Here is a 25,230-nt window from a genome sequence, read left to right as displayed (position 1 = left end):
CGGGCCATGCTGATATACAAGATCTTCCGCGCCCCCGAATGGGCGACCCTGCAAAGCGACGGTGAGACCGCCGGCGCCCCGATCGACGTGACCGACGGCTTCGTCCATTTCTCGACCGCGGCCCAGACCGCCGAGACGCTGGAAAAGCACTTCGCCGGCGAGGACGGGCTGATCCTGCTCGCCGTCGAGACCGACGACCTGGGCGACGCGCTGGAATGGGAGGAGTCCCGCGGCGGGCAACTGTTCCCCCACCTCTACCGCAAGTTGCGGATGTCCGACGTCGCCTGGCACACGCCGATCGCGCTGGAAGGTGGCAAGCACATCCTGCCCGGAGACATGAAGTGAGCCTTGCCGAACGGCTCGGCCTTCTGGCGCTGCGCCGGATCGACCCCGAGACGGCGCACGCTCTGGCGCTGCGCGGGCTGCGCGCGGGCCTCGTGCCCCTGCCCGGCCCCGTCACCTCGTCGCGGCTCACCACGACGCTGGCGGGGATGAGCCTGCCGAACCCGTTGGGCCTGGCGGCGGGGTTCGACAAGAACGCCGAGGCGGTCGAGCAGCTGAGCCGCGCGGGCTTCGGCTTCGTCGAGGTCGGCGCCGCGACGCCCCGCCCGCAGCAGGGCAACCCCCGCCCCCGCCTCTACCGCCTGCCGGCCGAGCGCGCGGCGATCAATCGCTTCGGCTTCAACAACCAGGGCATCGCGGCCATCGTGCCGCGGCTCGATGCCGCGCGGCCCGCTGTGCCGGTGGGGCTGAACCTCGGCGCCAACAAGGACAGCCCCGACCGCGCCGCCGATTTCGCCGAGGTCCTGCGCCGCGCCGGGCCGGTGGTGGATTTCGTCACGATCAACGTCTCGTCCCCCAACACCGAAAAGCTGCGGCAGCTTCAGGGCGCGGACGCGCTGCGCGGCCTGATCGAGGGCGTGCAGGAGGCGAACGAGGCCTTGCCCGTGCCGCGTCCCGTCTTCCTGAAGATCGCACCGGACCTCTCGACCGAAGAGGTCGCGGGCATCGCGGCCGTGGCGATGGACACGCGCCTTGCCGGGATCGTGGCGACGAACACCACCCTGTCGCGCGACGGGCTGACGAGCCCCGCGCGCCGCGAGACGGGCGGCCTGTCCGGCCCGCCGCTCTTTGCCCGCTCGACGCGGGTGCTGGCGCGGCTGTCGCACGAGACCGGGGGCGCCCTGCCCCTGATCGGCGTCGGCGGGGTACGCTCGGCCGAGGATGTCCTGGCGAAGGTCGGCGCCGGCGCAAGCGCCGTCCAGCTCTACACCGCGCTCGCCTGGGAGGGGCTGTCGCTCGCCGCCCGGATCGCGTGGGACCTCGACTCGCGCCTGGCAGGGCTGGGCATCGGAAACGTCTCGGAGATCGTCGGCACGCGGCGCGGCGACTGGCTGGGCCCCGACTTCTGACCGCTCAGCCCGCGCGCTCCTCGAGCGCAGGGTACCGCACGCCCAGCGTCAGCCCGCGCAGCGTGAACGACACCATGAGGGCCAGCCACAGCCCGTGATTGCCCAGCGTCGGCAGCAGCACGGCCACGGCGGCGAAATAACCGGCCACCGAGATCACCATCATGTTGCGCATGTCCCGCGTCGCGGTCGCGCCGATGAAGATGCCGTCCAGCGCCCAGGAAGCCGCGCCGACGAGCGGCGCGAGGACCATCCACGGCAGGTAGGTGTGCGCCGCCTCCCGCACCGCCTCGGACGTGGTCATCGTGTCGATCACCATCCCGCCGAGCAGCGCGAACGCCGCCGCCAGTACCGCCGCCGCCCCCGCAGACCAGGCACCGCTGAGGACCGACGCCCGGCGCACCAGGTCGCGCCGCGCCCGCCCGAAGGCCTGCCCCACCAGCGTCTCGGCGGCAAAGGCGAACCCGTCCAGCGCATAGGACGTCACATAGAGGAACTGCAGCAGGATCTGGTTCGCCGCCAGCGGCACGTCGCCAAGGTCCGAGCCGAGAAAGAGAAAGGACACGAACACCGCCTGCAGCAGCACCGAGCGGATCAGGATGTCGGTGTTGACGCTTGCCATCCGCTTGAGCCGCACGCGGTCGAACACCCGCGCCACGTCACGCCAGTGGCCGCCGCGGAACGCGTCCCGGCAGAGCCACAGCCCCAGCGCCAGCCCGGACCACTCCGACAGGAAGGTCGCCGTCGCAACGCCGGACACGCCCCAGCCCATCCCCAGGACGAAGATCAGGTCTAGCGCGATGTTCAGCCCGTTCATCCACAGCTGGATCACCAGCACCGCCCGCGTGCGCTCGGCCGCGATGAGCCACCCGGTGATCCCGTAGATCGAGATCGCCGCCGGGGCCGAGAACACACGGATCCCGAGGTATCCCTGCGCCAGCGTCTCGACCTCCTCACTGGCAGGCGCGATCAGGAAGGCGCCGGCAAAGATCGGCACCTGCAGCAGGATCAGCCCTGCCCCGGCGGTCAGCGCCACCATCAGCGCGCGCGACAGCATCGCGTCGGCCTCGGGCCGGTCGCCGCGCCCGAAGGCCTGGCTCGTCAGGCCGACGGTGCCCATGCGCAGGAAGCCGAAGATCCAGTAGATCGCCGTGAGGATCACCGCGCCGACGCCCACCGCGCCGATCGGGGCCGCCTCGCCCAGCTGCCCGACGACGCCGGTATCCACCGCGCCCAGGATCGGCACCGTGGCGTTCGAGACCACGATCGGCAAAGCGACGGCCAGCAGCCGGCGGTTTGTGATGGCCCGCGGAGCTGCGGCCGCGTCCGCCTCACTCATCGCGGGTTGGCATCAGGAAATGTCCCGTCGCCTGGGCGAAAAGGCGGCTGCGGTTGTCCTGCCACGCCTCGACATGGACCGAGGCATACCGGCGGCCCGAGCGGTTGACGCGGGCGCGGGCATAGGCGTCGCGCGGCAGGCCCGAGCGCAGGTAATCGACGGTGAAGTCGATCGTCTTCGGCAGCCGTGGCAGCTCTCCGCGGGTCATCGCCTCGGGTTCCAGCCGGCCGGATTCGACGTCCTCCCAGATCATCGACCAGCCCAGCTCGATGATCGCCGTCACCTCGAGGAAGGCCGCCGTCGCGCCGCCGTGGATCGCCGGCAGCATCGGGTTGCCCACCAGCATCTCGGAATAGCTCAGCACCGCGGTCAGCTCGTCCCCCCGCCGGTCGAAGCCGATCCCGAGCGTCTGGATATAGGGAACCGCGTCGATCAGCGCGCGCAGTGCGCCGTCGCGGCGATGCTTGATCTGGTGCACGGGTTCGGGACCTTCGCGCTTCATGTCGCGGCCTCGGTCCGGCTGAAGGTGAAGGCGCCGGTCGCGGCGGCCACCGGGTTATCGTCGTCATCGTCCATCGCCACGGCGCGGACGAAGGCGACGGTGCGGGTGACGTGATAGCAATCGGCCCGCGCCCGGATCGTCTGCCCCGGCACGGCGGCCCGCATGTAGTCGATGCGTAGGTCGATGGTGGCGGTGTCGCCCGCGTTCTCGGGGTGGCTCATCACCGCCGCGCCCGCGCAGGTGTCCATCAGCGCCGAGACGGCGCCACCATGGATCACCCGTGTCGCCGGGTCGCCGATCAGCTTTTCGTCGTAGGGCATCGAGATCGCGGCATGCCCCTCGCCCACCGCGGTCAGTTCCATGCCGAGCGCACGCGCATGGGGTATCGCCTCGATGAATTGGCGCGCAATCGTCATCTGTCGGTCGGTCATGCGATCCCTACCTGCTGTCACATCGGCCTTCGTCTCACGGGTATTCGGCTTGTGCGGCGCACCGCAAGCGATAACTCGCCCGCTTCGCCCAGCCGCAACGGAACCCTGACACCGCCCGTACCGTTCCCACGGATGAACGCAAAAGGAGTAAAGATGCCCGAGCCGAAGACCCTCGTGATCCTCGGCGCAGCCGGTGCGACCGGTCGTCATGCTGTCGCCCAGGCCGTCGACCGGGGCCATACCGTGATTGCCGTCGAGCGCGACTGGACCGACCTGCCCGAGCCGCCCGCAGGGGTCCGAAAGGTGTCGGCCGACGTGCTGCGCGACGACCTCGGCGCTGTGATGCAAGGGGCCGACGCGGTGATCTCGGCGCTCGGGCTCGGCGTCTCGGCCAAGACGCTGCTGTCGCCGCCGCCGCTCTATACCGAAGGCACGCTGAGGATCATCAGCGGCATGCGCGCGGCCGGCCTCATCCGGCTCGTCGTCGTGTCGGCAAGCTTTGTCGGGGACCGCAATCGCGGCCCTGTCTGGTTCCGCAACACCACCGGCGTGGCGCTCGACCGCATCTTCGGCCAGATGGCCGAGATGGAGCGCATCCTGAGCGCGACCGAGGACATCGCCTGGACCGCCCTGCGGCCCGGCTGGCTGATGGAGGGTCCGGCGACGCGCGACTATGTCGTGACCGAGGACGTCATACCCGAGACCCTGATCCGCACCCGCCACGCCGACCTCGCCGACCTCGCGCTGGTCTGCGTCGAGGAAGGCAACTGGATCCGTCAGAAACCGGCGATCGCCCGCGAAGAACCCGCAAGCGCAAGCGGCCCCGGCGCCGTGCTGCGCGACGTTTTCGAGTGACGTGATTGCGAGAGCCGGCACGAGCGGCTAAGGCAGCGGCGTGGAGGACGCACGATGAGCGAGACCCGCCTGAGCTTCAAGGAGATGTGCGCGAAGTTCGACGTGACACCGCGCACGCTGCGATACTACGAGTATATCGAGCTCCTCCAGCCCGAACGTGACGGCCGCTCGCGCTTCTACGGCCCGCGCGAGATCGCGCGGATGACCCTGATCCTCCGCGGCCGCCGCTTCGGCTTCAGCCTCGAGGAAATCCGGCAGTGGCTGCTGATCTACGACCACCAGGGCACCCAGGCCCAGATGGATGAGTGGATCCGGCTCGCCGACCGCCAGCTCGACGCCCTGACCAAGGAGCGCGAGCAACTCGACCGCACCATCGCCGAACTGCGTGACCTGCGCGACGACGTGGCCAAAGGCGAGGGCTGACGCGAAGCGCAAGGTGCGGAAAACCCGCACTTTTCGCCCTCTCGGCGCAACCATCCGGTTTCCGCAAGTTTCTTTTCAGGCGCTCCAGTTTTAACTTTTTTGCGTCCGGGACGGTGTGACGCCACGTTCCATTTACCTGCACGTAACCCCTTCTTGTATGCTGTCCTCACGAAAGGCATCTGAGGCGTCTGACCCCGCACTCAGAGGCATAAGAATGACCGACTCGATGATGACGATCCGACAGATGTGCGACGCCTACGACGTGACCCCGCGCACGCTTCGGTTCTACGAGGCGAAGGAATTGCTGTCGCCGGTGCGCCAGGGCCAGAAGCGGCTGTTCACGAAGCGCGACCGCGCGCGTCTCACCCTGATCCTCCGCGGCAAGCGCTTCGGCTTCAGCCTCGAGGAAATTCGCCAGCTTCTGGACCTCTACGACGCCGACGACCAGCAGGAAGCGCAACTCGCCAAGGCCCACGAGCTGGGCCATGCCCGCCTGGACGAAATGGTAGCACAGCGCGACGCGCTGAACGAGGCCATCGACGAACTGCGCGGACAGCTCGATTGGGTCGGTCGCACACTCAACAGCATGAGCCTCAAGCAGGCCGCCGGCTGACACCGACACGACACTCTGGGGGAGGACCCGATACATGCCGATCTACCACGCGCCGACGAAGGACATGCAGTTTGTCCTGCATGACGTCCTGAAGATCGCGGAAAGCGACATTCCGGGCTATGACGAGCTCGACCGCGACTTCACCGGCGCGGTCCTCGAAGAGGCCGGAAAGCTGTCCGAGAACGTGCTCGCACCGCTGAACCCGGTGGGCGACCGGCAGGGCTGCACGCTCGAGAACGGGGTGGTCCGAACGCCCGAAGGGTTCAAGGCCGCCTACGACCAGATGCGCGAAGGCGGCTGGATGGGGCTCGACGCCGATCCGGAATACGGCGGCCAGGGCATGCCCTACCTGCTGAACTCGGCGGTGGGCGAGATGTTTGTCTCCTCGAACATGGCCTTCAACATGTACCAGGGCCTGACCCACGGAGCCTATTCCGCGATCCACGCCCACGGCTCCGAGGCGCAAAAGGCGACCTATCTGCCGAAGATGATCGAAGGCAGCTGGTCGGGGACGATGAACCTGACCGAACCCCAGTGCGGCACGGATCTCGGGCTGATCCGGACCAAGGCCGAACCCCAGGACGACGGCAGCTACAGCATCACCGGCCAGAAGATCTGGATCTCCGCCGGCGAGCACGACCTCTCGGACAACATCATCCACCTCGTGCTGGCCAAGGCGCCCGGCGGTGGCGAGGGCACCAAGGGCATCTCGCTCTTCATCGTGCCCAAGTTCCTGGTGAACGAGGACGGCTCCCTCGGCGCGCGCAACAGCCTCGTCTGTGGCGGCCTCGAGGAAAAGATGGGCATCCACGGCAACGCCACCTGCGTGATGCACTACGACGGGGCCAGGGGCTTCCTCGTGGGCGAGTTGCACAAGGGCATGCGGGCGATGTTCACGATGATGAACGAGGCGCGTCTCGGCGTCGGCCTGCAGGGCTATGCCCAGGGCGCGGTCGCCTATCAGAACGCCTTGGCGTTCGCCCAGGACCGCCTGCAGGGCCGCGACGTCACCGGGCCGCAGAGCCCCGACAGCCCCGCCGACCCCATCATCGTCCACCCGGACGTGCGCCGGAACCTGATGGACCAGAAAAGCTTCGTCGAGGGTGCCCGCGCCTTCACCTTCTGGGGCGCCCAGATGATCGACCGCGCCCACCGCAACGAGGATTCCGAGGCCGAGGCGATGATCTCGCTGCTGACCCCGGTGCTGAAAGGGTTCCTGACCGACAAGGGCTTCGAGACGTGCGTTCTGGCCCAGCAGACGCTCGGCGGCTCCGGCTTCACCCGCGAATGGGGGCTCGAACAATTCGTCCGCGATGCCCGGATCACCATGATCTACGAGGGCACCAACGGCATCCAGTCGCTCGACCTCGTCGGCCGCAAACTCGGCCTGAACGGCGGCAAGACGGTGATGGCGTTCTTCGACATGGTGAAGGCCTTCATCAAGGAGAACGAGGAGAACGAGGCCCTGAAGGCCGATTTCCTCGACCCTCTCAAGAAGGCGTCCAAGGACCTGCAGGCCGCGGGCATGTACTTCATGCAGAACGGCATGAAGGCGCCGAACAACGCGCTGTCGGGCTCGTATGACTTCATGCACCTCTTCGGGCACGTCTGCCTCGGCCTGATGTGGACGAAGATGGCCAAGGCCGCCGCCGAGGCGCTCGACGCCGGCGCCGAGGACACCGTATTCTACGAGACCAAGCTCGCCACCGGGCGCTACTACATGGCCCGTCAGCTGCCCGCCACGGCTATGCACCTGGCGCGGATCGAAAGCGGAGCCGGGCCGGTGATGGCTCTCGACGCCGCGAACTTCTGAAGACCCGCGCGGCGGCCCGATCGGGCCGCCGCCTTTCGTTCGGGGAGGATGCCGATGCCGAAACGCTTCCGCCTGACGCGCCGGATGCCGGTCGCGATGACCGAGGACGCCTATCGCCGCCTGCGCCGTTTCGCGTCCGAAGCCGGGCTCGACGAAGGGGAGGCGCTGAGCTTCCTGTTCGAGAACTTCGACAGCGTGACGGATTCCGAGACCCTCACCGCGCGCCTGCGCCTGTTCAATTCCGAACTCGAGGCGCGAAAGCGGTGAGGCCGCGCGGGCTGCCAGTGTCGGGCCGCCTCCGGCGGGAGTATTTACGCGAAGATGAAGGGATGCGTCCTGCCCGGAGCGGCAAACTAATCCAGAGCCTCGTCGGCTCACCGGACAGGACGACTTCACCTTCGGCGGTCATCGGCTCTCCAGCCTGTACCGCGCCTTCAGGATAGCGCCGAGACATTGATGGACTCTTACCGGATGCCGGCTTCATCTTCGCACAAATACTCAATCCACGGCAGCCACCCGGGAGGTACGCCATGACCATCAAGCTCCACTGCTTCGGGGAATCCGGCAACGCCTACAAGGCGGCGCTGGCCCTTGAACTCGCGGGGCTCGACTGGGGGCCGGTCTTCGTCGACTTCTTCAACGGGGCCACGCGCACGGCCGCCTTCCGGGCGTTGAATGCGATGGGCGAGGTTCCCGTGATGGAGGATGGCGACCTGGTGCTCACCCAATCGGGCGTGATCCAGGACTACGTCATCGAGAAGACGGGCAAGCTGGGCGGCGCGTCGCCCGAGGCGCGTCGCGAGGTGTGGCGGTGGGTGCTCTACGACAACCAGAAGGTGTCGGGCATTGCCGGACCGTTGCGCTTCCAGATGAACTTCCTGGCAAAGGACAAGCGCGACGAGGCAGTCATCGGTTTCCTGAAGGGGCGGCTCGCCTCGGCGCTCGGCGTGCTCGATACTGTCCTGGCCGACCGCGACTGGCTGGTTGGCCGCGACGTCACATGTGCGGATCTCAGCTGCTGCGGTTATCTCTACTATACCGAACCGTTCGGTTTCGATCGGAACGAGTACCCCAATGTCGACGCCTGGCTCGACCGCATCGCGGCGTTGCCGGGCTGGAAACATCCATACGATCTGATGCCCGGCAGACCGTCGGACCGGGCCTGAGGAGGATTAATGACCGACGCCTATATCTACGATGCCGTGCGCACACCGCGTGGCAAGGGCCGCAAGGACGGCAGCCTGCACGAGGTGACCTCGGTCAAGCTCTCGGCGGATGTCCTGAACGCGCTCAAGGCGCGCAGCGATCTCGACACGAAGGCGGTCGAGGACGTGATCTGGGGCAATGCCACGCAGGTCATGGAACAGGGCGGCTGCCTGGCGCGGACCGCGGTCTTGGCGAGCGAGTTCGACGAGCAGGTCCCCGGCCTGTCCATCAACCGCTTCTGCGCCAGCGGCATGGAGGCGGTGAACCTTGCCGCGAACCAGGTCCGCGCCGGGGCCGGCGAGGCCTATGTCGCCGGCGGCGTCGAGATGATGAGCCGGGTCGCCATGGGGTCGGACGGCGCCGCGATCGCGGTGGACCCGTCGGTCGCGATGGAGACGTATTTCGTGCCCCAGGGCATCAGCGCCGACATCATCGCCACGCAATACGGCATCAGCCGCGACGACGCAGATGCCTTCGCCGTCGAGAGCCAGAAGCGCGCGGGCGCGGCCTGGGACGCGGGGCGGTTCGCCAAGTCCGTCATCGAGATCAAGGACCGCAACGGCCTGCCGATCCTCGACCGTGACGAGTACATGCGGCCGCAGACCGACATGCAGGCGCTCGGCGCCCTGAACCCCTCGTTCAAGGAGCAGGGCGAGGTGATGCCCGGCTTCGACACCATCGCCCTGATGAAGTACCCGCATCTCGAGCGGATCAACCACATCCACCACGCCGGCAATTCCTCGGGAATCGTCGACGGGGCGGCGGGCGTGCTCGTCGGCTCGAAGGCGTTCGGCGAGAAGTACGGCCTGACGCCGCGGGCCCGCATCCGGTCGACGGCAAAGATCGGCACCGACCCCACGATCATGCTCACCGGCCCGGTCCCCGTCACCGAGAAGATCCTGCGCGAGTCGGGGATGGAGATCGGCGACATCGACCTGTTCGAAGTGAACGAGGCGTTCTCGGCCGTGGTGCTGCGCTTCATGCAGGCCTTCGGCGTCGACCACTCCAAGCTCAACGTCAACGGCGGCGCCATCGCCATGGGCCACCCGCTGGGCGCCTCTGGGGCGATCATCCTGGGCACGCTGCTCGACGAGATGGAGCGCACCGATCGCGAGACGGGTCTTGCCACGCTCTGCGTCGCCAGCGGCATGGGTGCCGCGACGATCATCGAGCGGGTCTGAGCCCGGCGGAACAGGCTCCGGAAGGGAGAGAGAGATGAGCGATTTTCACTACGACGTGGATTCCGACGGCGTTGCCGTCATCACGTGGGACGCGCCCGACAAGTCGATGAACACGCTGACGCGCGAGGCGATGGAGCTGGTCGACGGCTTCCTCGACAAGGCGCTGGCGGACGAGGCCGTGAAGGGCATCGTCATCACCTCGGGCAAGAAGGACTTTGCCGGGGGCATGGACCTCAACGTGCTGGCCCGCATCCGCGAGGAATCCGGCGACCAGCCGGCCCAGGCGCTGTTCGACTTCACGATGAACGGCCACCGGGTGCTGCGCAAGCTCGAGCGCGCGGGGCTGGACCCGAAGACGAACAAGGGCGGCAAGCCGGTCGCCTGCGCCATTCCCGGCACCAGCGCCGGCATCGGCACCGAGATCGCGCTGGCCTGCCACCGCCGGTTCATGGCCGACGCACCGAAGGCCCGGATCGGCCTGCCCGAGATCATGGTCGGCCTGTTCCCCGGCGCCGGCGGCACGACCCGATATTCCCGCATGGTCGGCGCGATGGCCGCCTCGCCCGTGCTGCTGGAAGGCAAGATGATGGATCCGAAGGCCGCCAGGTCGGCGAGCCTGGTGGACGAGGTCGTCGCCCCGGACGAGCTGATGGCCAAGGCCAAGGAATGGGTCCTGTCGGCGAAGGATGCCGACATCGTCAAACCGTGGGACCAAAAGGGCTGGAAGATGCCCGGCGGCGCACCCTACCATCCCCAGGGCTTCATGACGTTCGTCGGCGCCTCGGCGATGGTGAACGGCAAGACCCAGGGCGTCTACCCGGCCGCCAAGGCGCTGCTCTCGGCGGTGTACGAAGGTGCGCTCGTGCCCTTCGACACGGCGCTGCGGATCGAGGCGAGGTATTTCGTCGGCGTGCTGATGAACCCGTCCTCCAGCGCGATGATCCGGTCGCTGTTCCTCAACAAGACCGCTCTCGAGAAGGGGGCGAACCGGCCCGAGGCGCCGGACCAGACGGTGCGCAAGGTGGGCGTGCTGGGTGCCGGCATGATGGGCGCAGGAATCGCCTATGTCAGCGCCAATGCCGGGATCGACGTGGTGCTGATCGACCAGAAGCAGGAGGCCGCCGACACCGGCAAGGCGCATGCCGAAGGCATCCTCGACAAGGGCATCAAGCGCAAGAAGGTGACCGAGGAGAAGAAGGCCGAGGTGCTGGGCCGGATCAACGCCACGACCGAGTACGAGGCGTTGTCGGACTGCGATCTGATCGTCGAGGCGGTGTTCGAGGACACCGGCGTGAAGGCCGAGGTCACGAAGGCCGCGCTCGCCAAGGCGCCGTCGGACGTCATCTTCGCGACCAACACCTCGACCCTGCCGATCACCGAGCTCGCCAAGGCCGCGGACACGCCGGACCAGTTCATCGGCATCCACTTCTTCTCGCCCGTCGACAAGATGAACCTCGTCGAGATCATCAAGGGCCGGCAGACCGGCGATCGGGCGGTGGCCAAGGCACTTGATTTCGTGCGGCAGATCCGCAAGACGCCGATCGTCGTCAACGACGCGCGGTTCTTCTACGCCAACCGCTGCATCATTCCCTACATCAACGAAGGTGTGCGGATGGTGAAGGAGGGCGTCACCCCTGCCCTGATCGAGAACGCGGCCAAGCAGGTCGGCATGCCGCTGGGGCCACTGCAACTGGTGGACGAGACGTCGATCGAACTTGGCGTGAAGATCGCCAAGGCGACCCGCGCGGCGATGGGCGACGCCTATCCCGACGAGGCGGTGGACGAGGTGCTGTTCTGGATGGCCGACGAGGGCCGGCTGGGGCGCAAGTCCAACGCGGGGTTCTATGCCTATGACGAGGCCGGCAAGCGGGTCGAGCTGTGGCCCGGCCTGGCCGAGCGGTACGCCCCGCTGGACGACCAGCCCGCCGTGACGGACGTGCAGCACCGCCTGCTCTTCGCTCAGGTGCTGGAGGCGGTGCGCGCGCTGGAGGACGGCGTGCTCGAGGATATCCGCGAGGGCGATGTCGGCGCGATCCTGGGCTGGGGCTTCGCCCCGTGGTCCGGCGGGCCGTTCGGCTGGCTCGACATCCTGGGCGCGCAGCGGGCGGTCGACCTGTGCGACGGCCTCGCCGCCGCGCACGGTCCGCGCTTCACCGCGCCCGACCTTCTGCGCGAGATGGCGCGGAAGGGCGAGACGTTCTACGGCCGCTTCGGCACCGGACAGGACGCCGCCGCCGCGTGACGCTCCCTCCGGCGCGGCCCTCAGGACCGCGCCGGATCCCCATCGAAGCGGTAGCCGAACCGCGCGATATCCCCGGCACAGAGCTGTGCCACCCTCTCCGCCGTGACGTCGGTGTAGTAGCGGCGGTAGTCCCGGTCGCGCGCCGAGGCGTTGTGGCGCGCCAGCGGGTGCAGCGGGAAGCCGAGATACCGCTCTACCGGCGCGATGTCCCGGTCGAACGCCTCGATCCGCACGAAGTCGCACGGCGCCTCGTGCCCGTCCGGACGGGTGACATAGCCGCCGTAGCTTTCCGCCCCGATCGACGCGTCCAGATGCGGATGGCGCAGGAAATCACCGAACCCGAGATGCTGGGCGAGCGTGACCGCCGGATGGTCGAAACCCTGCACGCGAAGCCAGTGATAATAGCTCACCATCCGGTCCCACGGATTGCGCACCAGGGTGAACACCCGCAGGGCCGCAAGCTCTTCGGGTGGCAGAACGCCGTCGATGTCGCGCAGCGTCGCGTGCTTCCACAGGCGCCCGGCAGGGGTGAGGCGGCCCAGACGCTGCCTTCGCCGCAGCGCCTTGGGCGTATCGCCGATCAGGATGTCGTCCTTCATCGCACGCGCCTCGAGCGCCAGAGCCAGCGCGGTGCCACCGGTCTTTGGGATATGCACGAAGACATAGCCGCGGCCCGGCGACAGGATCACGCGAAGCCCCGCAAGCCGGGAAGGTACGTAGCGCAACTCATAACTCTCTGATGCCACGCGAGGAAAGCCGCGCAAAGCCCGGCCGCACGGTGATTGCCCCCGGACCGCGCGCCCCGTAGTCTGGCGCCAACGAAAGAAATCAACTGGCGGCGCGACCGCCCGGCAGGCTCATGACCGCACTGAAGGAATACCAACGGCTCGAAGCGTCGGGCCTCTGGCGTTCGGACCCCGACGCACAGCGCCGCGATGTGGTCATTTCCGTGGGCCATGCAACGCTGACGATCTTCGACCTGCGCGAGCGCGCGTTGAGCCACTGGTCGCTGGCCGCGATCGAGCGGCTCAATCCCGGCAAGACCCCGGCCCTGTTCGCGCCGGGCAGCGCGGCGGACGAGACGCTGGAGATCGACGACGACACCATGATCGAGGCGATCGAGCGGGTTCGCACCGCCGTCAGCCGCCGGCGTCCGCGACAGGGGCGGCTGCGCCTCGGCCTGGTGCTGGCGACGCTCGCCGCCGTCGTCGCGCTCGGCGTCTTCTGGCTGCCCGGTGCGCTGATCGGCCATGCCGCGCGGGTCGCGCCGCCGGCAATGCGCACCGAGATCGGGACCGACATGCTGCGGGCGATGCGCCGCGTCTCGGGCGCCCCCTGCGAGAGCCGGGCCGGCCGGCGGGCGCTGTCGCAGCTGTCGCAGCGGCTGATGGACGGCACCGGCCGGATCGTGGTGCTGCGCGACGGCGTGCAGACGACCGAGCACCTGCCCGGCGACATCTACCTGGTGAACCGCGCGCTGGTCGAGGATTTCGACAGCCCCGATCCCCTCGCCGGCTACCTGCTGGCCGAGATGGAGCGGGCCGACCGCCGCGACCCGCTGCTGCGGCTGCTCAAATGGGCCGGCCCGTTCAGCGCGGTGCGGCTGCTGACGACGGGTGAGGTCAAGGCCGATACGCTGAACGCCCACGCCGAGGCGCTGCTGCTGCGTCCGCCCCTGCAGGTGTCCCGCAAGCCGCTGTTGGACCGGTTCGCCGAGGCCCACGTGCCCGCCGCGCCCTATGCATTTGCGCGGGACGTGACGGGCGAGACGACCCTGAGCCTGATCGAGGCCGACCCGGTGCCGCCCGAAGACGCCCGCCCGGTGTTGGAAGACCGTGCCTGGGTCGCGCTTCAGGGCATCTGCGGCGCCTGAGCCTCAGCGGGTGAACGCGTCGGAATACCCGGCCCGGCGCACGGTCGACAGCGCCGCGCCCGTGCTGCGCCGGTCCGCGAACGGCCCCGCCAGCACGACCTGTACCGACTGCCCGCCCAGGCGCGTCCGTGACACACTGACCGGCAGCCCCAGTTCCCGAAGCCGCGTCACGGTCCGCCGCGCGTTTGCGTCCCGTCCATATGTGCCGACCTGGACATAAGCCCGCGCCTCGGTGCCCGAGGCGTCATGCGACCGCTGCGGCGCGGCCTTCGTCGACAGGACGGTCTGACCCGCCGCGTTGGTGCCGAGCCGGTCGCGCGAGACGATCTGCCGCTCTCCTCCACGGGTGCGGACGACGATCTTCTCGCCACCGCGCAGGTCCCGGATCTGCTTGTCGTAATCGGTGTAGGGATAGACCAGCAGGTGATATTCGCTCGTCACGTCCGCGCCGGTGCGCCGGTCGATCAGGCGCCGCGGCACCGTCTGGGTCCAGACGAGCGAGGTCTGCAGCGCCCCGCTCAGCAGCTGCTTGCCGCGGTCTTGGTTCAGCCGGCCATCCGTCCACGCGGCCTCGTAGCCCGGCGGCGGCGTGAGTGCGGGCGCGGGGCGCGCGCTTCGCGGCACGGCGACGCCCACTTCGTCCGTCGGGCGACGGGTCGGCGCGAGGCCGGGGCTGGCCGCGACGCGCCGCGTCGGCTGGGGCGCGGCTGCGGGTTGCGACGACGGACGGACGGGTGGCGCCACGCGTGCGGGTCGAGACGCCGCGTCAGCCGGAACCGATGGCTGCGGCGCGGCGCGAGGCATCGGCCGTCGTCGCGCCCTGCACCGCAGTGGGGCGAAAGCCGCACAATTGCTCGCGGGAGCGGTTCACGCGCGGAACCCACGTCGTCGCCCCGGCAGAACCGGCGCGCACGAAAACGCAGCCCTCGCTGTCGACATACTGGCTGCCGCGGTAGCTCTGCGGCGGAAACTCCGCCGGTTCGGCGAAACTGCCCTGCGCCTGCGCCGGAACGGGCGCCGCGATGCAGGCGCACAAGGCGAAGAGCGCGCCGGCAGCGGAACGCATCGGTTTCATTCTGTGCCCCCACACAAGATGTCGGAGCAGAGTGCCCAATGCGATTCGGCCCGTAAAGGCCCAATCGCGCTCACTTTGTGCCGAACATCCGGTCGCCGGCATCGCCAAGGCCAGGCACGATGTAGCCCTGCTCGTCCAGTCGGTCGTCAAGCGCCGCGGTGACGATGGGCACATCGGGATGCGCCTCTTTCATGCGGGCGACCCCCTCGGGCGCGGCCAGCAGGCACAGAAAGCGGATGTCCTTGGCGCCCTGCTCTTTCAACAGGTCGATGGCCGCGGCCGACGAGTTCCCTGTCGCCAGCATTGGGTCAACCGCAATGACCAGCCGCTCGCCCAGCTCGGTCGGCAGCTTGCAGTAATACTGCACCGGCTTCAGCGTCTCCTCGTCCCGGTAGAGACCGATGAACCCGACCCGTGCCGAGGGGATCAGTTCGAGCATGCCGTCCAGCAGGCCGTTGCCCGCCCGCAGGATCGACACGAGCGCGAGCTTGCGCCCGTCCAACGCCGGCGCGTCCATCTCCTGGATCGGCGTCTCGATGCGCTTGGTCGTCATGGCGAGCTTGTGGGTCACCTCGTAGGCCAAAAGCTGGCTGATCTCGCGCAGCAACTGCCGGAACACGGCGGTCGAGGTCGATTTCTCGCGCATGATCGTCAGCTTGTGCTGCACGAGAGGGTGCGTGACGACGGTGAGGTGCTGGGTCTGGTCTGTCATCGGCGGGGCTCGTGGGCTTGGGGCATCGCATGACCGCTACAGCCTTGCCGCCACGCCGTAAAGGCTGTGCGCGTCAGCCCGCCTCACCGGCCACGGCCCGCGCAGTGCTCGAGGCCACGGCGGCGCACCAGTCGCGGGCATGGGCCGCCAGCGTCTCGTCCGGCAGGACTCGCTCGGGCTGCGCCGCGGGGCCCTGCCCGTCGGGCCCGAGTGCCAACATGGCCGCGCCGACCGAGGTGCCCGTCACGCTGCCCGTAAGCGCCTCGACCGGCCGTCCGGCGGCAGCGGCCAGCATCCGCAGATAGGCCTCGTTGGCGGCGAACGGACCCTCGACCACGATCGGGCCCGCGGCGCCGATCATCGACAGGCAGGTCTCTGTCATCATGGCCAGGTAATGCGCCAGCGCCACCGAACGCTGCCCGTCGGTCGCCGGCGTCGCCCTCCACCCATGCGCCCGGCCCTGGAACGGCCCCGACCCCGGCTCGACCGCCGGCAGCAGGTGGATCCTGTCCCGCAGGACGGCCCGCACGTCGGCCGGGTCCGGGGGCGCGTCGGTGTTGGGCCGGATGCGTTCGTATTCGCGCCCGCCCATGAACCGCGCCGAGGGGACGGCCTCGCCCGTGGCGCTGACATTGATCAGCGTGTCGCGCGCCGGGTTCAGCGCCACGGCCGCGCCGCCCACGGCCATCGACACGACCCAAGTGCCGGTGGACACGACCGAGAACGCCCCGCTCCGGGCCCGGAGATGCGGATAGAGCGAGGCGTTGCTGTCGTGGATGCCGCATAGCACCGGCGTCTCGGGCGGCAGCCCCGTCAGGCGTGCGACGTCGGGCGAGACCGGGCCGAGCACGTCGTCGGCGCGGCGCAGGTCGGGAAGCAGCTCGTCCCACCCCATGCGCCGCACGAGCGTCGAGGGCCGCGCCTCGCGCGGGGTCCAGAGGTCGGTGTGGCACCCCAGCGAACTGGCTTCCGAGGCCGCCACGCCGGTCAGCCGCCACGCCCAGTATTGCGGAAGGGTCAGGATATGCCGGGTGCGCCGGGTCTCGGGGAAGGCCTCCCACATCCAGTAGAGCTGCGCCCCGAGGTTCAGCCCCGCGCCCAGGCGGGGCGTGCCGGACTCCTCGAAGGTGGGCCGCACCGCGTCATAGCCCGCGGCGGTGGCGTCGGGGCCGTCATGCTCGTAGTCCAGCACCGGCAGGACCAGCGCGCCCTCCGCGTCCACCAGCGCCGCCGACGCGCCGTGCGTCGTGATCGAGACCGCGTCGACGGCATGCTGGGCCGCCAACTCCTTCAGCGCCCCGGTCAGGAACGTCCACTGCCCCTCGGTGTCGAAATGCGGATAGGGCGGTCCGGGCAGGACAATGTTCGCCTGCTTGCGCACTTCGATCTCGCGACCCGTCTCAGGGTCCACCAGCGCGACCTTGAGGTTGGTCTTTCCGATATCGAGGACGGCGACGATCATGGCATGTGGAACACGGTTTCGAGCGGGATGGTGACCGGCTCGTTCGAGGGATGTGTCTCCATGATGTCGGCCATATGGGCCCACCAGTGCTGCATCACGGGGTGATCCGGCAGATCGTCCATCCCGTGATCGTCGCGCCGCCACATGACGGCAAACAGCGTCGATGTCTCGCGGTCCAGGTGGATCGAGTAGTCCTCCACGCCCGCCTCATGCAGCAGGTCGGACAATTCCGGCCAGATCGCGTCATGGCGGCGCTTGTACTCCGCCTCCTGGCCGGGAAAGAGCTTCATGCGGAACGCGTGCTTCTGCATCAGATTTGCCCCTTTCGGATCAGCGTGATCAGGCGCGGCAGGGCGATCACCCCGATCAGCAGGCCGCCGATGAAGATCGACATCACGATGCCGGGCACGTTCAGGAGGCCAAGCCCGAAGGTCACCATGCCCATCACAAGCGCGGCGAGCACGACGCCCAGGATGCTGCCCGCTCCGCCGAGGATCGACACACCGCCCAGAACGACCATCGTGACGATCTCGAGCTCCCAGGCATAGGCGATCGACGGTCGGGTCGAGCCCAGCCGCGCGGTCAGGCAGACGGCGGCGATCCCCGACATCAGCCCGGTCAGCAGGAACAGGATCATCTTGATCCGCTGCACCCGAACCCCCGAGAACAGGGCGGCGGTCGGGTTGTTGCCGATGACGTAGATCTGCCGCCCGAAATTGGTGGCGTGCAGCACGATTCCGTAGATCACCGCGAGGACAAGGAACACGACCAGCTCGAACGTGATCACCCAGAACACGTAGCCCTGCCCGAGGAACGCGAAGCTCGAGGGATAGCCGTTGTAGGCCTGGTCGCCCAGCACGATGTAGGCGATGCCGCGGAACAGGCTCATCGTGCCGATGGTGACGACGATCGAGGGCAGGCCCAGCCGCGTCACCAGCACGCCGTTGAACGCGCCGCAGGCGACGCCGACCGAGATCCCGATCAGCACGAGGCCGGGCGTGCCGACACCGAATTGCAGTGCATAGCCCATCGCCGTCGACGCCAGCGCGATGATGCCCGCGACGCTCAGGTCGATTTCGCCCGAGATGATCAGCAGGGCCATGGCGAAGCCGATCATCGCCTTCTCGGTGAAGTTGAACGTCGCGTCCGAGAGGTTCCAGGGGTCCAGGAAATAGGGGCTCGCCCACGTGTTCGCGAGAAAGATCAGCACCGCGACACCTACCAGCAGCGTCTCCCAGCTGCGTATCACGCGCTGGCCGCGACTGGTCAGGTGGTCGGGGACGTGGCGCGGGCGGGTTCCGTCGGCAAGGCTCATGTGGCGTGCTCCGCGGATTTCAGGATGACGCGGCCCTTGGTCCGCTCGGACCGGGCGTTGAAGGCGACGGCAATGATGATCGCGGCGCCCGAGATGGCGAGCTGCCAGAACGGCGAGATGCCGGCGACCGGCAGCGCGTTCTTGATCACGCCCAGGAACAGCGCGCCCAGGACCGCGCCGCCCACCGTGCCGATACCGCCGGCGATCGAGATCCCGCCGATGACGCAGGCGGCGACCACGTCCAGCTCGAACCCGCCGGCGACATCGACATAGGCCACGGCATAGCGGCTGACCCAGAGATAGCCGCACAGCCCGGCCAGCCCGCCGGCGATCACGAAAGCCGCGAAGCGGGTGAAGCCGACGGAGATGCCGGTATAGACCGCGGCATGCGGGTTGCCGCCCACCGCGTAGAACGCGCGGCCCAGCCCGGTGCGCCCGATCAGCACGACGAACAGCGCGATGATGGCCAGGGCGATCCAGCTGAGGACCGGCAGGGTCAGGAACTCGGCGCGGGGGAACGCCTTGAACGCGGCGCTCATCTCGTGCGCGTTGATCCAGGCGCCCTCGGAGATCAGGAAGATGATCCCGCGGTAGATCGTCAGCGTGCCCAGCGTCACGACGATGGGCGGAATGTCGAGCTTCCACACAAGGATGCCGTTGAACGCGCCCAGCACCATGCCGAGCGCGATGGCCAGCAGGATCAGAGCCGCGACCGGCACACCCGGCGCGGCTGCATTGATGGTGGCGACGACCATCCCGGTCAGCGCCAGGTTCGACGCCAGCGACAGGTCGATGCACTTGGTCAGGATGACCGCCATCTGCCCCAGCGCCAGGATGATCAAGATCGACGTGTCGTTGAACACGTCCACCATGTTCGATGGCGCCGCGAACCCGGCAAAGCGGGTCTCGACCAACAGGATCAGGGCGACGAGCGCGGCGAGAAGGATCGCCTCGCGCGATTTCAGGAACTCGGTGATCATGCGGCCTCCTCGATGCCAGCGGCCGCGCGCACCAGGCGTTCGGGGCTCAACTCCGCGCGGTCGAGCCGCGCGGCGATACGGCCCTCGCGCATGACGATCACGCGGTCGGACATGCCGAGGATCTCGGGAATCTCGGAACTGACCATGATGACCGACAGCCCCTCTGCGGCCAGTTCGGCCATGAATTCGTGCACCGCCGCCTTGCTGCCCACGTCGATGCCCTTGGTCGGCTCGTCCAGGATGATGACCTTGGGCATGGTCGCCAGCCACTTGGCGATGACGACCTTCTGCTGGTTGCCGCCCGACAGGTTGCCGACGTTCTGGTCCAGCGCCGCGGCCCTCAGATCCAGCCGCTCGGTGTATTTCCGGGCCAGCCGGAACTCCTCGGCCATCTGCAGGAAGCCGCGTGACGAGATCCGTCCCAGCGACGGCAGCGTCACGTTCTGGAAGATCGGCAGCGCGGTGATCGCGCCCTGCTTGCCGCGGTCCTCGGGGACATAGACGATGCCCTTGCGGATCGCGTCCGCGGGCGAGCCCACGGCGATGCGCTCACCGTCGAGGGTGATCGTGCCGGCGGATGGCGTGGTGACGCCGAAAAGCGCCTGCATGAACTCCGACCGCCCTGCACCGACCAGTCCGTAGAAGCCGAGGATCTCGCCCCTGCGCAGGCCGAAGCCGATATCGTCGAACTCGGTGGGGTGGCAGTAGCCGTCGACGCGCAGCACCTCGTCACCCAGCTCGGGCGTGCGGTCGGGAAAGATCTGGTCCATCGCGCGGCCGACCATCAGCTCGACCAGCTTGTCCTCGCTCGTGTCGGCCAAGAGCCCCGCGCCGACCATCTGCCCGTCGCGAAAGACGGTGTAGCGGTCGGCGATGCGGAACACCTCGTCGAACTTATGGCTGATGAAGAGGATCGCCTTGCCCTCGGCCTTCAGCCGCTCGACCAGCTCGTAGAGCTCCTCGATCTCGGTCTGGCTGAGAGAGGCGGTCGGCTCGTCCATCACCACGACGCGCGCGTCGACGGACAGGGCGCGGGCGATGGCCACGAGGTGCTTGCTGGCGATCCCGAGGTCGCGCAGCATCACGTCCGGGTCGATCCGGGCGCCGATCCGGTCGAGGATCCGGCGGGAGTCCCGGCGCATGCGCGGCCAGTCCATCAGGCCGAACCGGGAGCGCGGCGCATGGCCGAGAAAGATATTCTCGGCAACCGACAATTCGTCGAACAGCACCGTCTCCTGGTGGATCGCCGTGACGCCGGCGTCCGAGGCATCGGTCGCGGTCTGGAAGCGGGTCTCGGCGCCGTCGACCATGATCGTGCCGCCGTCGGGGCGGTAGATGCCGGTCAGCACCTTCACCAGCGTCGACTTCCCGGCGCCGTTCTCGCCGATCAGGGCGGTAACCTGGCCGGGGTAGAGCGACAGCGACACGTCGTCGAGCGCCTTCACACCGGGAAAGCCCTTCGAGATGCCCCGCAGTTCGAGCACCGGGACGGCCTGCGCGTCGGACGTGACTGCATTGGACTGCAACTGCATGGAATCCCCGGGAGACATGGAATATTTGGTGACAACGGGCGCCGGGCGGGCCGACAGCAGCCCGCCCGGCCACGAGATCAGAAGACGCTCTTGAACTCGTCGATGTTGCTCTCGTCGTAGGTGAACGGCTCGGACATCGCCGCCTCGGTGTTGTCGTCGAGCGTGGCGGAGCCCATCCGCCCCATGCCGATCTCGGCGCCCGGCGCGGCCTCGGCCTCGTCCGTGGCGAGGTTGTAGGAGATCATCGTGATCGCGTAGCCCAGATCGACCGGGTTCCAGATCGCAAAGGACTTGGACGCGCCGCTTTCGATCGCGCCGGCCATCTCGGAGGGCAGGCCCAGACCGGTGACGTTGACCTCGCCCACCTTGTCGGCGTCCTGCACGGCCTGCGCCGCCGCGACGATGCCGACGCTCGTGGGCGCGATGATCGCGTCGAGGTCGGGATAGGTCTGCATCAGGCCCTGCGCCTCGCGGTAGGACTTGTCGGCCAGGTCGTCGCCATAGACGGTCTCGACCACCTCGATGTCGGGATACTGGTCCATGACGCTGTTCATCTCTTCGATCCAGGCGTTCTGGTTCGTCGAGGTCGAGGTCGCGGACAGCACGGCCACCTTGCCGCCGTCGGGCAGGTGATCGGCGGCGAGCTTGATGATCGTCTTGCCGATCAGCTCGTCCGAGGACGGGGCGAGATGCATCTCGCGGCCTTCGGGGGCAACGCCCGAATCCCACGATACGACAGTGATGCCGCGCTGCATGGCCTTCTTGAGCGACGGCACCAGCGCGTCGGGATCGTTGGCCGACACGGCGATCGCGTCGACCCGCTGGGCGATCAGCGAGTTGATGACCTCGATCTGGCCTTCCGCCGTGGTGTCGGTGGGGCCGGTATAGATGATCTCGACATTGCCCAGCTCTTCGGCCGCCTCTTCGGCGCCGCGGTTTGCCGCCTCGAAGAAGCCGTTGCCCAGCGACTTCACCACCAGCGCGATGCGGACATCATCGTCCTGCGCCATCGCCGCGGTCGAGCCCAGAAGCGCTGCGCCGAGCGTCAGCCCGGCCGTGATCTTCCCAAGTAGTCTCATCGTTTCTCCTCCCTGAAAAAGTCGATCGTTTTCCGCCGCCGTCAGCCGGCGGCGCTTTCCTCTTCGGTGGCGCCGGTGGGCGCCACGATCAGCTGCACACCCGCCGCGTCGAGCAACTCGGCATGGCGGTCCTCGATGCCGTCGTCGGTGATCACCGTCGTCAGCCGCTCCAGCGGGCACAGCACAAGGCTCGAGCGCTTCGAGAACTTCGTGGAATCCGCCAGGATCACCAGCTCGTCGGCCTGGTGGATCAGCTTCGTCTCGGCCTGTATGATCAGCGGGTCCTGCTCCATCACGCCGAGTGCGCCGAGCCCCTGGCACCCCATGAACATCCGGCGCGCATAGAAATTGCGGGTCACGTCGTTCTCGAACGGGCTGAGCACGATGTTCTGCTCGCGGTAGATCGTCCCGCCCGACAGCATGACGGTGTTCTTCGTCTGCTTCAGCAGATGCTCGGCGATCGGGAACGAGTTGGTGAACACCTGGCAGCGCCGGTTGGCCAGGAAGTGCACCATCTGAAACGTCGTGGTGCCGCCGTTGATGATGATCGGATCGCCATCCTCGCACAGATCGACCGCCGCCTTGGCGACCGCGCGCTTCTGCGCGCTGTTGATCGTCTGGTTGACCGAGAACGGGCGGCCGGCGAGGCCCACGAATTGGGGTGGCGTGATCGATTCCGCCCCACCCCGGACGCGGCGCAGCTTCTTCTGCATGTGAAGCGTGGCGATGTCGCGCCGGATCGTCGCCTCGGACGATTCCGTCAGCTCGACCATCTCGGCCACCGTCACCATCGGCCGCGCCTGCACGGCCGAAAGAATGACTCTGTGGCGCTCGCTCTCGTGCATTCAACGATCCTCCCTGACCACCGACACTGCCGTCAGCCTCGCTCAGTGTCAATCACAAATGATCGAATATGACTTTCTGCACCTGCATAGTGATCGCTTATGATCGTTTTTGATTGACACAAGCTACCGCTCAGTCGATTGTCGGCGCGAGCGCCAAAAGTGGGCCCACTGGCCCGAACGGGAGGAAAGCGATGTTGAAGAAGGCTGCGGGCACCCGGCTCGAGTCCCTGTGGGACGATGCGAAGGCCGATGGGATGAGCGAATCCGAGAAACTGCTCTACCGGTCGAACCTTCTCGGCTCGGACATGCGGGTCACGAACTACGGCGGCGGCAATACCTCGGCAAAGGTGATCGAGCGCGATCCGCTCACCTCGGACGAGGTCGAGGTGCTGTGGGTCAAGGGCTCGGGCGGCGACATCGGCACGATCAAGATGGACGGCTTCGCGACGCTCTACATGGAGAAGCTGCACGCGCTGAAGGACCTCTATCGCGGGCCTGAGCACGAAGACGAGATGGTGGGCTACCTCCCCCACTGCACGTTCAACCTGAACCCGCGCGCCGCGTCGATCGACACGCCGCTGCACGCCTATGTTCCCAGGACCCATGTCGATCACGTCCACCCGGACGCGATTATCGCCATCGCGGCGTCGGCGAACTCGAAGGAGCTGACGCAGGAGATCTTCGGCGACGAGATCGGGTGGCTGCCGTGGAAGCGGCCGGGCTACGAGCTGGGCCTGTGGCTGGAGGATTTCTGCAAGAAAAACCCCGACGCCAAGGGCGTGGTGCTGGAATCGCACGGGCTGTTCACCTGGGCGGACGACGCCAGGACCTGCTACGAGACCACGCTGGACGTCATCAACCGCGCGATCGAGTGGTTCGAGACTAAGACCGACGGCGTGTCCGCCTTCGGGGGCGAGAAGCACCCCACCCTGCCCGAGGACGAGCGCCGCCGCGTGGCCGCCGCGCTGATGCCCGCGATCCGCGGCATGATCTCCGAGGACAGCCACAAGGTCGGGCATTTCGACGACCAGGACGCGGTGCTGGAATTCGTCGGCGCGACCGACATGCCGGACCTCGCCGCGCTCGGCACCTCCTGCCCGGACCACTTCCTGCGCACCAAGATCCGCCCGCTGGTCGTGGACTTCGATCCCGCCAACCCGGACATCGACACCACGCTCGACAACCTGCGCGGCATGGTCGAGGCGTATCGCGCCGACTACGCGGCCTATTACGAGCGCTGCAAACACTCCGACAGCCCGGCGATGCGCGACCCCAACGCCGTGGTCTACCTCGTCCCCGGCGTCGGCATGATCACCTTCGCCAAGGACAAGGCCACGGCCCGGATCTCGGGCGAGTTCTACGTCAACGCGATCAACGTGATGCGCGGCGCCCATGCCGTCAGCGAATACCGCGGCCTGCCCGAGCAGGAGGCCTTCGACATCGAGTACTGGCTGCTCGAAGAGGCCAAGCTGCAACGCATGCCCAAGCCCAAGTCGCTCGCCGGGAGGGTCGCCATCGTCACCGGCGGCGCGGGCGGCATCGGTATGGCCACGGCCGAACGCTATCTTGGCGAGGGGTCCTGCGTGGTGCTCGCCGATATCGACGCCGGCGCGCTGGAACAGGCGCGCGACGCGCTGAGCCAGAGATACGGCGCCGACGCCGTGCGCTCGGTCGAGATGAACGTCACTTCCGAGGACGCCGTCGCCGCCGCCTATGCCCGGATGGCGGTCGAGTTCGGGGGCGTGGACATCGTCGTGTCGAACGCTGGCATCGCCTCGTCCGCCAAGATCGAGGACACCACGCTGGAGCTGTGGGACCGGAACATGTCGATCCTCTCGACCGGCTACTTCCTGGTCGCCCGCGAAGCCTTCAAGCTGCTGAAGGCGCAGGGCATCGGCGGCTCCATGGTGTTCGTGGCGTCAAAGAACGGCCTCGCGGCCTCGCCCGGCGCCTCGGCCTATTGCACCGCCAAGGCCAGTGAAATCCACCTCGCCCGCTGCCTCGCGCTGGAAGGCGCGCCCGAGGGCATCCGCGTCAACGTGGTGAACCCCGACGCCGTGCTGCGCGGCTCACGCATCTGGGAAGGCGAATGGCTGGAACAGCGCGCCGCCACCTACGGCACCGACAAGGCCGGGCTCGAAGAGCATTACCGCCAGCGATCCCTGCTCAAGCGATCGGTCCTGCCCGAGGACATCGCCGAGGCCTGCTATTTCTTCGCGGCCGAAACCAGCGCCAAGTCCACGGGCAACATCCTGAACGTCGACGCCGGCAACGTGCAGGCGTTCACGCGCTGAGCGACGCGGGCGGCGCCGATGCGCCGCCCCGCACCAAGGGAGGACACAC

General features: G+C 68.0%; 26 protein-coding genes. 12 read left to right on the top strand and 14 right to left on the bottom strand.

What is annotated here, in order from left to right; all coding sequences use genetic code 11:
• The first annotated feature begins 6 nt into the window (after positions 1-6).
• Together BMZ25_RS13910 and BMZ25_RS13905 are read left to right on the top strand one after the other, a co-directional pair.
• Positions 7-345, top strand: coding sequence for a DUF952 domain-containing protein (locus tag BMZ25_RS13910; protein WP_092694626.1), 339 nt, complete (start codon positions 7-9; stop codon positions 343-345).
• The gene (locus tag BMZ25_RS13905) at positions 342-1,412 is read left to right on the top strand and encodes a quinone-dependent dihydroorotate dehydrogenase (RefSeq protein ID WP_092694624.1); all 1,071 of its coding nucleotides are present in this window, start codon (positions 342-344) and stop codon (positions 1,410-1,412) included. The genes BMZ25_RS13910 and BMZ25_RS13905 overlap by 4 nt, the downstream gene beginning before the upstream one ends.
• A 4-nt stretch (positions 1,413-1,416) precedes the next feature.
• On the opposite strand, the gene BMZ25_RS13900 is transcribed toward BMZ25_RS13905, so the two are convergent.
• The 3 genes from BMZ25_RS13900 to BMZ25_RS13890 are packed head-to-tail and all read right to left on the bottom strand — an operon-like array spanning position 1,417 to position 3,681.
• The gene (locus BMZ25_RS13900; protein ID WP_092694622.1) at positions 1,417-2,748 is read right to left on the bottom strand and encodes an MATE family efflux transporter; all 1,332 of its coding nucleotides are present in this window, start codon (positions 2,746-2,748) and stop codon (positions 1,417-1,419) included.
• Positions 2,741-3,250, bottom strand: a complete 510-nt coding sequence (locus BMZ25_RS13895; protein ID WP_092694620.1) for a PaaI family thioesterase — start codon at positions 3,248-3,250, stop codon at positions 2,741-2,743. The genes BMZ25_RS13900 and BMZ25_RS13895 overlap by 8 nt, the downstream gene beginning before the upstream one ends.
• Complete coding sequence (locus tag BMZ25_RS13890) at positions 3,247-3,681, bottom strand: PaaI family thioesterase (RefSeq protein WP_092694618.1); 435 nt, start codon at positions 3,679-3,681, stop codon at positions 3,247-3,249. The genes BMZ25_RS13895 and BMZ25_RS13890 overlap by 4 nt, the downstream gene beginning before the upstream one ends.
• 153 nt (positions 3,682-3,834) lie before the next feature.
• Here BMZ25_RS13890 and BMZ25_RS13885 point away from each other — a divergent pair, with 153 nt between their 5' ends.
• From BMZ25_RS13885 to BMZ25_RS13850, 8 genes are all read left to right on the top strand, one after another.
• A complete protein-coding gene (locus BMZ25_RS13885; RefSeq protein ID WP_235859880.1) occupies positions 3,835-4,536 on the top strand; it encodes an NAD(P)H-binding protein in 702 nt (233 codons plus the stop codon).
• A 54-nt stretch (positions 4,537-4,590) separates the two neighbouring features.
• Positions 4,591-4,959 (top strand): MerR family transcriptional regulator, encoded by a 369-nt coding sequence (locus tag BMZ25_RS13880; RefSeq protein WP_092694616.1) that lies wholly within the window; start codon positions 4,591-4,593, stop codon positions 4,957-4,959.
• A 214-nt stretch (positions 4,960-5,173) separates the two neighbouring features.
• The gene (locus BMZ25_RS13875; RefSeq protein WP_092694614.1) at positions 5,174-5,572 is read left to right on the top strand and encodes a MerR family transcriptional regulator; all 399 of its coding nucleotides are present in this window, start codon (positions 5,174-5,176) and stop codon (positions 5,570-5,572) included.
• A 34-nt stretch (positions 5,573-5,606) separates the two neighbouring features.
• The gene (locus BMZ25_RS13870; protein WP_092694612.1) at positions 5,607-7,385 is read left to right on the top strand and encodes an acyl-CoA dehydrogenase; all 1,779 of its coding nucleotides are present in this window, start codon (positions 5,607-5,609) and stop codon (positions 7,383-7,385) included.
• A 54-nt stretch (positions 7,386-7,439) separates the two neighbouring features.
• Entirely contained in the window at positions 7,440-7,652 is a 213-nt protein-coding gene (locus BMZ25_RS13865) for a hypothetical protein (RefSeq protein ID WP_092694610.1), read from the top strand.
• Positions 7,653-7,915: 263 nt separating this feature from the next.
• Entirely contained in the window at positions 7,916-8,551 is a 636-nt protein-coding gene (locus BMZ25_RS13860; RefSeq protein WP_092694608.1) for a glutathione S-transferase family protein, read from the top strand.
• A gap of 9 nt (positions 8,552-8,560) precedes the next feature.
• A complete protein-coding gene (locus BMZ25_RS13855) occupies positions 8,561-9,772 on the top strand; it encodes an acetyl-CoA C-acetyltransferase (protein WP_092694606.1) in 1,212 nt (403 codons plus the stop codon).
• A 34-nt stretch (positions 9,773-9,806) separates the two neighbouring features.
• A complete protein-coding gene (locus tag BMZ25_RS13850; RefSeq protein WP_092694604.1) occupies positions 9,807-12,014 on the top strand; it encodes a 3-hydroxyacyl-CoA dehydrogenase NAD-binding domain-containing protein in 2,208 nt (735 codons plus the stop codon).
• A gap of 20 nt (positions 12,015-12,034) precedes the next feature.
• Here BMZ25_RS13850 and BMZ25_RS13845 read toward each other — a convergent pair whose 3' ends face one another.
• Positions 12,035-12,739 carry a Type II secretory pathway, pullulanase PulA gene (locus BMZ25_RS13845; RefSeq protein ID WP_328586863.1) on the bottom strand — a complete coding sequence of 235 codons (705 nt, stop codon included), beginning with the start codon at positions 12,737-12,739 and terminating at the stop codon, positions 12,035-12,037.
• Positions 12,740-12,873: 134 nt separating this feature from the next.
• Here BMZ25_RS13845 and BMZ25_RS13840 point away from each other — a divergent pair, with 134 nt between their 5' ends.
• On the top strand, positions 12,874-13,887 hold the full coding sequence (locus BMZ25_RS13840) for a hypothetical protein (protein WP_092694602.1): 1,014 nt from the start codon (positions 12,874-12,876) through the stop codon (positions 13,885-13,887).
• 3 nt (positions 13,888-13,890) lie between these two features.
• Here the strand turns inward: BMZ25_RS13840 and BMZ25_RS13835 are convergent, their stop codons facing one another.
• From BMZ25_RS13835 to BMZ25_RS13790, 10 genes are all read right to left on the bottom strand, one after another.
• Positions 13,891-14,511 (bottom strand): SPOR domain-containing protein, encoded by a 621-nt coding sequence (locus BMZ25_RS13835; RefSeq protein WP_177190468.1) that lies wholly within the window; start codon positions 14,509-14,511, stop codon positions 13,891-13,893.
• Positions 14,512-14,653: 142 nt separating this feature from the next.
• Entirely contained in the window at positions 14,654-14,953 is a 300-nt protein-coding gene (locus BMZ25_RS13830; protein ID WP_092694598.1) for a hypothetical protein, read from the bottom strand.
• A 79-nt stretch (positions 14,954-15,032) separates the two neighbouring features.
• A complete protein-coding gene (gene upp / locus BMZ25_RS13825; RefSeq protein ID WP_092694596.1) occupies positions 15,033-15,674 on the bottom strand; it encodes a uracil phosphoribosyltransferase in 642 nt (213 codons plus the stop codon).
• Between the two features lie 73 nt (positions 15,675-15,747).
• Positions 15,748-17,136 (bottom strand): FGGY-family carbohydrate kinase, encoded by a 1,389-nt coding sequence (locus tag BMZ25_RS13820; RefSeq protein ID WP_092694595.1) that lies wholly within the window; start codon positions 17,134-17,136, stop codon positions 15,748-15,750.
• Complete coding sequence (gene rhaM / locus BMZ25_RS13815) at positions 17,133-17,447, bottom strand: L-rhamnose mutarotase (RefSeq protein ID WP_177190467.1); 315 nt, start codon at positions 17,445-17,447, stop codon at positions 17,133-17,135. The genes BMZ25_RS13820 and rhaM overlap by 4 nt, the downstream gene beginning before the upstream one ends.
• Positions 17,447-18,451 (bottom strand): ABC transporter permease, encoded by a 1,005-nt coding sequence (locus BMZ25_RS13810; RefSeq protein WP_092694593.1) that lies wholly within the window; start codon positions 18,449-18,451, stop codon positions 17,447-17,449. The genes rhaM and BMZ25_RS13810 overlap by 1 nt, the downstream gene beginning before the upstream one ends.
• Complete coding sequence (locus BMZ25_RS13805) at positions 18,448-19,431, bottom strand: ABC transporter permease (RefSeq protein ID WP_092694591.1); 984 nt, start codon at positions 19,429-19,431, stop codon at positions 18,448-18,450. The genes BMZ25_RS13810 and BMZ25_RS13805 overlap by 4 nt, the downstream gene beginning before the upstream one ends.
• Entirely contained in the window at positions 19,428-20,963 is a 1,536-nt protein-coding gene (locus BMZ25_RS13800) for a sugar ABC transporter ATP-binding protein (protein ID WP_092694589.1), read from the bottom strand. The genes BMZ25_RS13805 and BMZ25_RS13800 overlap by 4 nt, the downstream gene beginning before the upstream one ends.
• Positions 20,964-21,040: 77 nt before the next feature.
• Positions 21,041-22,042: a rhamnose ABC transporter substrate-binding protein gene (rhaS, locus tag BMZ25_RS13795; protein WP_092694587.1), complete on the bottom strand. Its 1,002-nt coding sequence runs from the start codon at positions 22,040-22,042 to the stop codon at positions 21,041-21,043.
• 41 nt (positions 22,043-22,083) lie between these two features.
• Positions 22,084-22,887 (bottom strand): DeoR/GlpR family DNA-binding transcription regulator, encoded by an 804-nt coding sequence (locus BMZ25_RS13790; protein WP_092694585.1) that lies wholly within the window; start codon positions 22,885-22,887, stop codon positions 22,084-22,086.
• 191 nt (positions 22,888-23,078) lie between these two features.
• On the opposite strand from BMZ25_RS13790, the gene BMZ25_RS13785 reads away from it, so the two are divergent.
• Complete coding sequence (locus tag BMZ25_RS13785) at positions 23,079-25,181, top strand: bifunctional rhamnulose-1-phosphate aldolase/short-chain dehydrogenase (RefSeq protein ID WP_092694583.1); 2,103 nt, start codon at positions 23,079-23,081, stop codon at positions 25,179-25,181.
• Positions 25,182-25,230 lie beyond the last annotated feature (49 nt).

It is taken from the genome of Tranquillimonas rosea, assembly GCF_900111315.1.
GTDB lineage: Bacteria > Pseudomonadota > Alphaproteobacteria > Rhodobacterales > Rhodobacteraceae > Tranquillimonas > Tranquillimonas rosea.
Note: the sequence above shows the minus strand (reverse complement) of the source record. Positions and strands in the feature narration are given on the sequence as shown.